Annotated in this window: 11 protein-coding genes; 1 reads left to right on the top strand and 10 read right to left on the bottom strand. The window is 42.3% G+C overall.

Annotation, left to right across the window (positions count from 1 at the left end; translation table 11 throughout):
* Positions 1-77 precede the first annotated feature (77 nt).
* The 7 genes from bglA to ruvB form a co-directional block, all read right to left on the bottom strand.
* The gene (gene bglA / locus HT718_RS01120; protein WP_173266695.1) at positions 78-1,457 is read right to left on the bottom strand and encodes a 6-phospho-beta-glucosidase; all 1,380 of its coding nucleotides are present in this window, start codon (positions 1,455-1,457) and stop codon (positions 78-80) included.
* Positions 1,458-1,555: 98 nt separating this feature from the next.
* Positions 1,556-3,409 carry a proline--tRNA ligase gene (locus HT718_RS01115; RefSeq protein ID WP_049533657.1) on the bottom strand — a complete coding sequence of 618 codons (1,854 nt, stop codon included), beginning with the start codon at positions 3,407-3,409 and terminating at the stop codon, positions 1,556-1,558.
* Positions 3,410-3,421: 12 nt separating this feature from the next.
* Positions 3,422-4,681, bottom strand: a complete 1,260-nt coding sequence (gene rseP, locus HT718_RS01110) for an RIP metalloprotease RseP (protein WP_049533655.1) — start codon at positions 4,679-4,681, stop codon at positions 3,422-3,424.
* 15 nt (positions 4,682-4,696) lie between these two features.
* Entirely contained in the window at positions 4,697-5,500 is an 804-nt protein-coding gene (locus HT718_RS01105; protein ID WP_061758899.1) for a phosphatidate cytidylyltransferase, read from the bottom strand.
* A gap of 8 nt (positions 5,501-5,508) precedes the next feature.
* Complete coding sequence (locus HT718_RS01100; protein ID WP_173266693.1) at positions 5,509-6,267, bottom strand: isoprenyl transferase; 759 nt, start codon at positions 6,265-6,267, stop codon at positions 5,509-5,511.
* 230 nt (positions 6,268-6,497) lie between these two features.
* On the bottom strand, positions 6,498-7,070 hold the full coding sequence (locus tag HT718_RS01095; protein ID WP_173266691.1) for a nucleotidyltransferase family protein: 573 nt from the start codon (positions 7,068-7,070) through the stop codon (positions 6,498-6,500).
* Positions 7,051-8,049, bottom strand: coding sequence for a Holliday junction branch migration DNA helicase RuvB (gene ruvB / locus HT718_RS01090; RefSeq protein WP_345890252.1), 999 nt, complete (start codon positions 8,047-8,049; stop codon positions 7,051-7,053). Before ruvB ends, HT718_RS01095 begins: the two co-directional genes overlap by 20 nt.
* Positions 8,050-8,182: 133 nt before the next feature.
* Here ruvB and HT718_RS01085 point away from each other — a divergent pair, with 133 nt between their 5' ends.
* Complete coding sequence (locus HT718_RS01085) at positions 8,183-8,275, top strand: type I toxin-antitoxin system Fst family toxin (RefSeq protein ID WP_000970382.1); 93 nt, start codon at positions 8,183-8,185, stop codon at positions 8,273-8,275.
* Between the two features lie 734 nt (positions 8,276-9,009).
* Here the strand turns inward: HT718_RS01085 and HT718_RS01080 are convergent.
* The 3 genes from HT718_RS01080 to leuS form a co-directional block, all read right to left on the bottom strand.
* Entirely contained in the window at positions 9,010-9,426 is a 417-nt protein-coding gene (locus tag HT718_RS01080) for a GNAT family N-acetyltransferase (RefSeq protein ID WP_173266689.1), read from the bottom strand.
* Between the two features lie 11 nt (positions 9,427-9,437).
* On the bottom strand, positions 9,438-10,133 hold the full coding sequence (locus HT718_RS01075) for a GNAT family protein (RefSeq protein WP_173266687.1): 696 nt from the start codon (positions 10,131-10,133) through the stop codon (positions 9,438-9,440).
* Positions 10,134-10,326: 193 nt separating this feature from the next.
* Entirely contained in the window at positions 10,327-12,828 is a 2,502-nt protein-coding gene (leuS, locus tag HT718_RS01070; protein ID WP_173266685.1) for a leucine--tRNA ligase, read from the bottom strand.
* Positions 12,829-12,913: the final 85 nt, after the last annotated feature.

Below are 12,913 nucleotides of genomic sequence, written 5' to 3'. Positions count from 1 at the left end.
AAAAATTGGTATAGTTCATATCAACTTCTTATAAATAAAAAACTCTGACCAATTAGGACAATCAGTCAGAGTCTTTCTTAAAATCCATTATTATCGCTTAACTCCTTGAACCAGTGCCCTGATTTCTTCACACGACGTTCTTGCGTTTCCAAGTCTAGTTCGACCAAACCATAGCGATTTTTATAGCTGTTGAGCCATGACCAGCAGTCAATAAAAGTCCAAATCAAGTAGCCCTTACAATTGGCCCCATCTTCAATAGCACGGTGCAGTTCACGAAGATGACCTTTTACAAAGTCAATACGATAATCATCTTGAATCATTCCATCTTGACGGAATTTTTCCTCTCCTTCAACACCCATACCATTCTCAGTCAACATCCACTCGATATTACCATAATTTTCCTTGATATTTTGGGCAATGTCATAAATCCCTTGCTCATAAATCTCCCAGCCACGATGAGGATTGATTTTACGTCCAGGCATCACATAAGGCTCGTAAAAATGTTCTGGTAAGAGTGGACTCTCTGGATGCTTGGCAAATCGAGGTGCCATAACACGCAAAGGTTGATAGTAGTTGACACCAAGGAAGTCTACCGTATTGTCACGAATGAGCTCCAACTCCTCCTCTGTAGCATCAGGCAAGAGACCTTGTTCATGCAAGATTTCCACCAACTCCTGTGGATAAGTCCCCAAAACAGACGGATCTAAGAAAGATTGGGCCTGAAAAAGATCCGCAATACGAGCAGCCTTGACATCAGCAGGATGCTGGCTACGTGGATAAGCCGGTGTCAAGTTGAGGACAATCCCAATCTTAGAGTCAGGCAAGAGTTCATGACAGGCCTTAACCGCCCGACTGCTGGCCAATTGTGTATGATAAGCTACTTTAACGGCTGCCTCTGCATCCACCTTATGTGGATAATGGGCATCGTAAAAATAGCCAAATTCTACTGGAACGATTGGCTCGTTAAAGGTAATCCATTGATCCACTAAATCTCCATAAGTCTCAAAACAGAAACGAGCATAGTCTTCATAGGCTGAAACTGTCGCCTTATTTTCCCAACCATCACCAGCTTCTTGAAGAGCAAAAGGCAAGTCAAAGTGGTAGAGATTGACTAAAAGACGAATCCCTTTGGCCTTAATAGCCTCAAAAACCTTACGATAGAAATCCACACCTTGAGGATTGACTTTTCCACAGCCTTGTGGAAAAATCCGTGACCACTGGATAGAAGTCCGAAAGGCTGTGTGACCAGTCTCTAACAAAAGCTCAATATCCTGCTCCCAGTTTTCATAAAAGGTCGATGTCTTATCTGGACCAATCCCATTATAGTAACGATTTGGCTCCACCTGGTACCAATAATCCCAGAGATTATCTCCCTTACCATCACCAGCTACACGTCCTTCTGTCTGCGGTCCAGAAGTAGAGGACCCCCAGACAAAATCCTTTGGAAATCTTAGCATACATTTACCTCTTTATCTACTCATTTTTCCTATTATACAGAAAAAACAAGGTAAAAACTAGTTACATTTTTTCCTTGTTTTTCTTCTGATTATAGTTTTTATTTCTTGCTGAGGATTTCAAGCGTTTCAAGTAAGTTATCTGCATGAACTTCGATAGTATCACCAGTCGCTTTAATCTTCACTTCTACGATACCATCGGCCGCTTTCTTCCCAACAGTGATGCGGATTGGCAATCCAATCAAGTCACTGTCACTGAATTTAACACCAACACGTTCGTTACGGTCATCTGTCAAGACTTCGTAACCAGCTCCCATCAAGCTTGCTTCAAGCTTTTCTGTCAAGGCTTGTGCTTCTTCATCCTTGACATTGACAGTGATCAAGTGCACATCAAATGGTGCCAATTCTTTAGGGAAGTTGATTCCCCAAGCGTAACGGTATTCACCTTTTGGCGTTTTGTTAACAAAGAGGCGAGCGTGTTGCTCCATCACTGCTGAAAGGAGACGGCTGACACCGATACCGTAACATCCCATGATAATTGGCACAGCACGGCCATTTTCATCTAAAACATCTGCTCCCATGCTTGCTGAATAGCGAGTGCCAAGTTTGAAGATGTGACCAATTTCGATACCACGCGCAAAGTTAAGGACACCTTGTCCGTCTGGAGAAATTTCACCCTCACAAACTTCACGGATATCCACATATTCCGCAGTAAAGTCACGACCTGGGTTCACACCAGTCAAGTGGTAGCCATCTTCGTTAGCACCCACAACTGCATTGCGAACATCTTGCACCTTACGGTCTGCAATGATTTTAACATTCTCTGGCAAACCAACTGGGCCAAGCGAACCAAATCCTGCTTGAACAAGATTCACCACTTCTTCTTCGCTAGCAACGTCGAAGAAATCTGCTCCCAAGTGGTTTTTCAACTTGACTTCGTTGAGTTGGTCATTTCCAACTAGAAGGGCTGCAACAAGTTCACCATCTGCCATGTAGAAGAGGGTTTTAATCGTTTGTTCTTCTGGAACATTGAGGAAGGCTGCAACTTCATCAATTGATTTAACATCTGGAGTTGCAACACGAGTCACTTCTTCTTCAGCGACAACACGGTTGCTTGGTTTGTACTCGTTTGTTGCCATTTCCAAGTTAGCAGCATAGCTAGACTCACTTGAGTAAGCAATGGTATCTTCACCAGAAACCATCCATTTAAGCAATTCTGCCTTGATTTCTTCTTGCACTTCTGCAGGAATTTCGTCAAATGAGGCAACCGACTTGTCCAAGACAACCCAGCGGTCAAGGTCTGTACGAGCAGGTGTAATGGCCATAAATTCTTGGCTGTCCTTACCACCCATGGCTCCACCGTCACCAATGATAGCCTTAAAGTCTAAGCCACTACGAGTGAAAATACGCTCATAGGCAGCCTTATACTCATCATAAACACTGTCCAAGCTATCATAGTTAGCGTGGAAACTGTAAGCATCCTTCATGATAAACTCACGTGTACGGAGAAGTCCATTACGTGGGCGTTTTTCATCACGATACTTAGGCTGGATTTGGTAAAGGTTGAGTGGCAATTGCTTGTAAGACTTAACAGAATCACGGACAATAGCTGTAAAGGTTTCTTCGTGAGTTGGACCTAGGATAAAGTCTGATTTTTCACGGTTTTTTAGTTTGTAAAGGTCTTCACCATAAGTTTCATAACGACCTGATTCGCGCCACAATTCTGCACTGAGAAGGGCAGGAGCCAACATCTCAACGGCACCAATCTTGTCGAATTCTTGGCGCATGATATTTTTAGCTTTTTCAATCACACGGTTGGCAAGTGGTAGGTAAGAATAAACACCTGCTGAAACTTGGCGAACATAACCAGCACGCAACATAAGAGCATGGCTAATAACTTGAGCATCGCTTGGCATTTCGCGAAGCGTTGGGATAGGCATTTTACTTTGTTTCATAATATTCCTCGATTATCTAAAAAAGAGTCGCATAATGTCATTCCAGGTCACAGCAATCATCAAGACAACCATGATGACCACTCCGGCCAAGGTGACATAGGTTTCAATTTCTTGTTTCAATGGTTTGCGGCGGATGGCTTCTAGGATATTGAGCACAATCTTACCACCATCCAGAGCTGGAATCGGAATAAGATTAAAAATCCCGATATTGATGGAAATAATTGCCAAGAAGTACAAGACATTCTCAATTCCATTTTTAGCAGCATCACTACTTGCCTTAAAGATGGCAACAGGTCCACCTAACTTGTTCAAATCCGGTTGGAAAATCAGATTTTTCAGAGCCGATAGAATTCGGAGAGCCGAGTCAGCAGCAGTTGTAAAACCACCTACAAACATAGATACAAAATCTGACTTAATCCCCGGTTGAACACCTAGAAGATATTGGCCTTGACTTTCTTCTGGGGTAACAGTAACTTGTTTGTCACTCCCCTTTTCAGAAATAGTCACATCCAAGGTCGGGGCCGTCTTATCTTTGGTTTCTGATTCCACAGCCTGAATCAAGCTTTCCCAGTTGCTAACCTCATGTGAGCCAATCTTGGTAATTTGTGCCGTTTCTGGTACTCCCACCTTAGCCAAGGCCCCTTGGGGCATAACATGGAACTGGTTGGTATCGACATCTCTGACACCACCCTGCATGAAGATTAAAATCCAAAAAACAACGACACCTAAGATAAAGTTATTCATAGGGCCTGCAAAGTTAGTAATCAGTTTGCCCCAGATAGTTGCATTTTGATATTGAACATCTAAGGGAGCAATCCGAACCTCAGTTCCATCTAATTCTACAACCGTTGCATCGTGATCCACTGCAAATGTTTTTTCTTCTTCCAGAACCAAACCCTTGATAAAGAGCTTATCTTCAAAGTCAAATTGGGTCACCTGCATAGGGAGAGCTGTTTGATCTAATTTTTTACCTGAAAGATTGATGCGTTTAACCTTACCATCATCAGTAAGCGTCAAACTGACAGGAGTTCCTGTCTTGATTTCAGTCGTATCATCGCCCCAACCGGCCATGCGAACATAGCCCCCAAGAGGCAAGATTCGAATGGTATAGGCCGTCCCATCCTTGCCAATATGAGCAAAGATTTTGGGTCCCATACCGATGGCAAATTCACGCACTAGAATTCCTGATTTCTTGGCAAAGTAGAAGTGTCCGAACTCGTGCACCACAACAATAATCCCAAAAACCAGAATAAAGGTTAAAATTCCGAGCATTCTATCTTCCTTTCTCTAAAAGAGTCCAAATAAGTGCATGATTGGAAATACAAGCAACATACTATCGAAACGATCCAAAACACCACCATGCCCAGGAATAAATTTCCCAGAATCCTTAACACCAAAGTGACGCTTAATCGAACTTTCTAGTAAGTCACCAAATTGTCCAGCAATGCTGAAGAAAATAGCAAAGACTGACATCTTGTAAATTCCATACGGAAGAGCAACTGTCCTATCAAAAATCATAAAGACAATTGTTATCAAGATAGCTCCTAAAATACCACCAAAAGATCCCTCAAAGGTTTTATTGGGTGATACCCTTGGCGCTAATTTTCGTTTACCGTATCTCATCCCTACAAGATAAGCACAACTATCTGTTGCCCAAACAATACACAAGGCCAATAGTGCCTTATCTAAACCTGCAATTCTAGCATCTAATAGAGCATTAAAGCCAAAGCCCACATAGAAACTCATAGCAAGAGGGAAAACAGCATCCTCAATCGTATAGGACTTGCTAAAAACAGTCGTTCCTAACATGATTGAAATCAACACACTATAAGCCACCACATTCCCATCAACTGGCAAAAAAGTCAGATAATTCTCCAAGGGAATGGTCAAGGCGAAGGTTGCAAAGAGGGTCAAAAGCCCCTCCATAGTCATGGTCTCTAAACCTCTCATCTTCAAAAGTTCATGCATGGCTAGCATGGCTATGATTCCGATGGCAATCTGAAGCAAAAGACCACCAATCATTAAAATTGGTAGGAAAATAGCCAGGGCAATCCCTGCGAACAAGGTTCTTTTTTGTAAATCCTTTGTCATATCTCCTCCTAAACTCCTCCAAATCGGCGATGACGACGATTATAGGTAAGAATGGCTTCCTGCAAGGCTACCTCATCAAAATCAGGCCACAAGGTGTCCGTAAAATAGAGCTCACTATAGGCTCCCTGCCATGGAAGGAAATTGCTCAAGCGCAATTCTCCACTAGTACGGATAATCAAGTCTGGGTCTCGTAGGTCCTTAGGCAAATGATGGGTAAATAAATAATTGCCAATCAAGTCCTCTGTGATGTCACCTGGGTTGATTTTGGCATCTAAAACATCCTGAGAAATCAACTTAAGAGCCTGTGTAATCTCAGCACGTCCACCATAGTTGAGGGCAAAATTAAGAATTAATCCTGTGTTGTTCTTGGTTAATTCCTCAGCTTTAGTCAGAGCTTCAAAGGTTTGCTTAGGCAGGCGGTCCGTTTCCCCAATCATTTGAATCTTAACATTATTCGCATGCAGTTCCGGGACATAATTATCATAAAACTCTACTGGCAAGTTCATGATAAACTTGACTTCTTGATCGGGGCGGGTCCAGTTTTCCGTAGAAAAAGCATAAACTGTAATAACCTTAACTCCCAGTTTGTTGGCTGCCTTGGTCACAGTTTGCAATGCTTCCATGCCTGCCTTGTGTCCGAAGACTCGCGGTTGCATACGTTTTTTAGCCCAACGGCCATTGCCATCCATGATGATGCCGATATGAGCAGGAACCTGTGTCGGAACCTCTACTTCCACAGCCTTATCTTTCTTAAAAAATCCAAACATGATCTTATTCCTATTCAAAAATCTATCGTTTCATTATACCATATTTCCCTATTTTCTTCTATCACTAAGCTATTTATTCTCAGGCACAAAGCCCATTTTTCAAAAAAATAAGTCGCCTGATTGGGCGACTCTATTTTTATAGGGAGATTATTATGAAAAAGTTTTAGGAGTTTAAGTTAAGGTCTTCTTAACTTATGGAGTTAGTATACACTTCCTAGCTTAAAGTTTCCTTAAGTATTTTTAAAAATCAAATTTTTCCATTTTTCCTGCCAATTTTTCTTGAATAATCGTGTTTGATAGAGCTTCATTCGGTCTTCATTCTCTAAAAAATGAGGAGTTGGACGAACTTGAAAATTCAAAATATCCTCCAAACCATAAGGTGCATAGAGTTCAAAATCGGATTCTTCATTCAAGCGTAGTCCAACAGCCGTACATCGTTCTGGATACTTACTCATAGCATCACAAGAGCTGCTATAGGGAGCAGTATGCGGGCTATGCTGGTGCATATAGACCTGATTTTTCAATTCCCACTGGTACTGAGGAAAGTCCTCTCTCAGCTTTTTCTCCAGTAATAAGGTTTCCTCATAAGAAATATCTGAATCAAAGAAAATCACATCTACATCTGTTTCACAGTCAAAAGGTGATTTATCTGACAAGAGATTCCAGATGAAATTTCTGACAGAACCTGCTGCCAACCACGAGTCTTTCAGACCAAGGTCTCGTATGATCGTCAGAATAGCCATCATATCCGGATTTTCTCTGAAAGCTTCTAGAATTTCTTGCTTATTTTTCACTATATTCATAACCCAAATGCTCATAAGCCTTAGCAGTCGCAACTCGTCCTGAACGAGTTCGCATGATAAAGCCTTTCTGGATTAGGTAAGGTTCGTACATATCCTCAACCGTCTCACGCTCTTCTGCTATGTTAACAGAAAGAGTTCCTAGACCAACAGGACCACCACCGTACATCTCAATCATGGTCCGAAGGATTTTCTGGTCCACATAGTCCAAACCTTCATGGTCAACATCCAGCATGGTCAAAGCCTTATCGGTAATAATATCATCGATCACCCCATCCCCCATAATCTGGGCAAAATCGCGCACGCGCTTGAGGAGACGATTGGCAATACGAGGGGTCCCACGACTACGTAGGGCCAACTCAGATGCTGCCTCATGAGTAATTTCCATCTCAAAAATATCTGCCGTCCGCTCGACAATTTCTGTCAAGTCAGCATGGGCATAATACTCCATATGCCCCGTAATCCCAAAACGTGCCCGTAGTGGATTTGAGAGCATACCAGCCCGAGTCGTCGCACCAATCAAGGTAAAAGGTGGTAACTCCAAATGAACACTGCGACTACCTTCACCAGCCCCAATCATGATATCAATGTAGAAGTCCTCCATGGCACTATAAAGCACCTCTTCCACCGACATGGGCAAGCGATGAATCTCATCAATAAAAAGGACATCCCCAGGCTCTAAGTCATTCAAAATCGCTACCAGATCTCCGGCTTTTTCAATGACTGGCCCCGAAGTCTGCTTGAGATTGACACCTAGTTCGTTGGCAATAACAAAGGCCATGGTCGTTTTCCCCAGACCTGGAGGTCCAAATAAGAGGACATGATCCAGCGCTTCATCCCGCATTTTGGCAGCTTCGATAAAGATTTTGAGCTGGTCCTTGACCTTATCCTGTCCAATATATTCACGTAAATACTGAGGGCGGAGCGTTCGTTCTATTAACTCCTCGTCCCCCATCATCTCATTATCTAAAATTCTACTCATGGCTCTATTATATCAAAAAACCAAGCCACAAACAAAAAAGCCACCTGATTGGGTGACGCCTGAGTTTAGCACTTATGTGGTATAATATTCTACGGCACTTCTACACCGCCTACGAAAGGAGGTGAGATAGCCCATGATGGAATTAGTACTCAAAACTATCATCGGACCAATTGTGGTCGGTGTCGTTCTTCGATTAGTCGATAAATGGCTAAACAAGGACAAATAGTGTCAAAAAAGACCTCAAGCTTAATGTCGAAGTTAGCTTGAGGTCTTTTCTAGTCCATGATATAGAACTAGTACTCAATTCCTTTTTATTATCCCACAGTTCACAAAATTTGTCAAAGGTTTATACCCTCATCTACTCAGCTTCTCAAGCTTTAACCGCTGTACAACAATATGATGACTCACTCCTTGTCAACCAAGAGCATTATTACAGTAGTTCTAGTCCTTCAATTAACAGTCACTTAAATTCAAAGTGAGGTTGAACTTGCTGAAGCGACAACAGACCTATTTCTTAGTCATATTTCCAAAAAAAGTCCCCGCCAATTCCCCGACCAAAATCCGAAAAATATCGAAAAATGATTTTTAGAATAGTCCCCAAAAGCTTGAAATAGAGGCAAAAAACTCCACCTGATTGGGTGGAGTTAAGGGAGATTATTATGAAAAAGAAAAGTTTAGGATTTTATTAAATAAAGTTAGGAGGTCTTTATTTAATGATTATATGATACAAGACGAAGCTTAAAACTAGCTTAACTTTTCTCAGATTCTATCATTTTAAAAAAAATTTCTATCAGCATCTCTTCACCCCACAAAAAAAGCCACCTGATTGGGTGACTTCATTAGGAGATTATGATGAAAAAAAGTTTTAGGATTTCATTAAATAAAGTTAGGAGGTCTTTATTTAATGACTATATGATACTAGACCATCCTTAAACTTTGCTTAAGAAAAAACAAGTTTTGTTATTTTTCTCGATTCACCCAAGTCATCCCTATACAATTATAGGTAGATAAGATTTCAAAGCCCATAGAACGATAGAAGCCCAAGGTTCTTTCTGTCTCTTCTGTCACCAGCTGAACTTGATAGGCATCTTTGTAATTCTCTAAAGCCTCTTTCATTAGGGCACTACCAATCCCTTGGCACTGATAGCTAGGCAAAACAATCAAATCCTGAACCAATACTGATGAGAATCCATCTCCAACCAAACGAATCAAGCCAACTATTTTCTCTCCATAAAACGCTAAATACATAGCAAGCGAATGAGATAAGGCCTGCTCCAGCATCTCTGGTTGATGGGTATAATTTGTCCAACCGACAGCCTGATAGAGATGCAAAACATCCTCTAGCTTGACAATTTCTTGCTTTTTAATAGTAATCATCTCAACCCCTCTTAAAACTCTCTCAAGGTCTTATACTGCTGCCCATTTTGATCAAAATTTTCAGGACGCAACCATGTTTCTAAACGAGCTTTGACTTGAGGCCAGTCCTTATCAATCATAGACAACCAATCCGTATCTCTCGTACGCCCCTTATAAACGACTGCTTGACGGAAGGTTCCTTCATAGACAAATCCCAAACGTTCCGCAGCTCGTCTGGATGGTAGATTAAGAGAATCACATTTCCACTCATAGCGACGATAGTTAAGCTCCTCAAAAACATAGCGCGCCAAAAGATACTGAGCCTCTGTCCCTATTCGTGTTCCCCTGAGTTCTGGAGAAAAAGTGACTGCTCCCACTTCTATTACTCGGTTATTCTGGTCAATGCGCATGAGAGAAAATGTTCCCAAGGCCTTACCAGTTGCCTTGTCTACAATCGCATAGTAAAAGCGATCCTTACGAGCCAACATCTGATTTAAAAGGGTAACCAGTTCCTCTCTGTCTGCCACTGGTTCCTGAAAGAGGTAGGTCCACATCTCCCGAGGCGTATCAGGGCCATAAACAGCTAATAAATCCTCCGCATGCTTTTCTACCGAGAGAGCCTCTATCCGAGCATAACGCCCTTCTAAGAAATCAATCGAAGGCAATTCACCAGGTGTATAACCTTCCATTGACTCCCCAATCATTTGACCATATTCATTTACTGGCATAGTATTCTCCTTGTTTCGCTTTTCAAACTTTATAGTTGCCCATAGTATATCATACTTTTATAAGAAGATTCAAAAAATCCTCCAGATTCTACTCTGAAGGATTCCTATCTTATTTCACAACGATATTAACGAGTTTAGTTGGCTCAAACAGTTTGGGAAACTGTTTGAGGTTGGAAATCAGCAAATAAATTGGTTATTTTACAACAATGTTAACCAATTTATTTGGTACACTAATCACTTTCACAATTTCTTTGCCATCAATTTCTGCTTTGACTTTTTCATCAGCTAGAGCAATTTCTTGCAATTCTTCGCGTGATAGGTCTTTTGCGACCATGAGTTTAGCACGGACTTTTCCTTTGATTTGAACGACAATTTCGATTTCGTCTTCAACCAATTTGCTTTCGTCCCATGTTGGCCAAGCTACGTAAGAGATTGATTCACCTGTTGCTGCAACAGTTTGCCAGAGTTCTTCTGCCAAGTGAGGTGCAAATGGAGCAATCAATTGAATAAAGCCTTTGGCGTAGTCTACATAGAGTTTGTCTTCCTTGTTAGCCGCGTTGACAAAGACCATAAGTTGGGCAATGGCTGTGTTGAATTTCATAGACTCGATTTGCTCTGTGACAGCTTTAACGGTTTCGTTATAAACCTTGTCGAGAGCGCCATTGTTTTCTTCGACGATTTCTTTACTTGTAATCAAACGATAAACACGGTCAAGGAATTTACGGCTTCCTTCCAAACCTTCTTCAGACCAAGCGATTGAAGCATCAAGTGGACCCATGAACATTTCATAGACACGAAGGGTATCGGCACCGTATTGTTCCACTACGTCGTCTGGATTTACAACATTCTTGAGCGATTTAGACATCTTGGCTGGCGCTTGCTCCAACTCTTCTCCTGTTTCTACATGGAAGAAAGAACCATCACGTTTCTCAACCTTGTCAGTCGCTACAAGCGCGCCACGGTGGTCACGGTAGCTGGTTCCCAAAATCATTCCTTGGTTAAAGAGTTTTTGGAATGGTTCCTTAGTTGGAACAACACCGAGGTCATAGAGGAATTTGTGCCAGAAACGAGCGTAAAGCAAGTGAAGTACAGCATGCTCTGCACCACCCACGTAGATATCTACTGGCAACCATTGTTTGAGAAGGTCCTCATCAGCCAATTTCTCAGTATTGTGTGGATCAATATAGCGGAGGTAATACCAGCTTGAACCTGCCCATTGTGGCATGGTATTGGTTTCACGACGACCCTTAACGCCATCTTCACGAGTCACTTCAAGCCAATCTGTCAAGTTAGCTAGTGGACTTTCACCAGTACCTGAAGGGCGGATGTCCTTGGTTACAGGCAAAACAAGTGGCAATTCACTTTCAGGAACAGCTGTTGAAGTTCCGTCTTCCCAATGAATGATTGGGATTGGCTCACCCCAGTAACGTTGACGGCTAAAGAGCCAGTCGCGGAGACGGTAGGTAACCTTCTCTTGTCCACAACCTTTTTCTTCCAACCAAGCCACAATCTTGGCAATAGCATCTTCTTTGTTCAGTCCATCTAGAAAGTCAGAATTAACATGAAGTCCATCTTCTGTGTAGGCAGCCTCTTCAACGTTTCCACCTTCTAAGACTTCTACGATTGGTAGGTCAAATTGTTTGGCAAATTCCCAGTCACGTTGGTCGTGGGCAGGTACAGCCATAACAGCACCTGTACCGTAGCTAGCAAGGACATAGTCAGCAATCCAGATTGGAATTTCCTTGCCATTGACAGGGTTGATAGCATAAGCACCAGTCCACACACCAGTTTTTTCCTTGGCAAGGTCTGTACGAGCCAAGTCTGATTTCAGACTAGCTTGGTGTTTGTAGTCTGCTACTGCCTCTGCTTGCTCTGGACTTGTGATAGCGTCAACCAAGTCATGCTCAGGAGCCAAGACAGTGAAAGTCGCACCGAAAAGGGTGTCAGGACGAGTCGTAAAGACTGTGAATTCCTTGTCAGTCCCTTTCACTTTGAAGGTGACATTGGCACCAGTTGATTTACCAATCCAGTTGCGTTGCATGTCCTTGATAGACTCTGGCCAATCAAGCTCGTCTAAGTCATTGAGCAAGCGCTCCGCATAGGCCGTAATTTTGAGCATCCATTGGCGCATCGGTTTACGGACAACTGGATAGCCTCCACGCTCAGAAGTTCCGTCAGGAAGGACTTCTTCGTTAGCTATGGCTGTTCCCAACTCTTCAACCCAGTTTACTGGCACTTCCGCTTCATAGGCCAAACCTTTTTCGTAAAGCTTGGTGAAAATCCATTGAGTCCACTTGTAGTAGTTTGGATCTGTTGTGTTGACTTCACGATCCCAGTCATAAGAAAATCCAAGCGCATTGATTTGTCGTTTGAAGTTGGCAATATTTTCCGCTGTAAATTCTGCTGGGTCATTACCTGTATCCATAGCATATTGCTCTGCAGGCAAACCAAAGGCATCCCATCCCATTGGGTGAAGGACATTGTAGCCTTGCGCACGTTTGTAACGGCTAAGGATATCGGTTGCAGTATAACCTTCTGGGTGTCCTACGTGCAGACCCGCTCCAGACGGATAAGGGAACATATCAAGAGCATAAAACTTCGGTTTTGAGGCATCTGTTCCTGTCTTAAATGTATGATGTTCTGCCCAGTAGCTCTGCCACTTAGGCTCAATTTCTTTATGATTGTAAAAACTCATGGTCTCTCTCCAATTTTGTGATGTTACTATTATACCATTTTTGAGGGAATTTAAAAGACGAGAAATGTTCTTTTGGGCTTGTATG

The organism is Streptococcus sp. 714 (assembly GCF_013277115.1).
GTDB lineage: Bacteria > Bacillota > Bacilli > Lactobacillales > Streptococcaceae > Streptococcus.
This window is presented reverse-complemented; position numbering and strand designations above follow the sequence as displayed.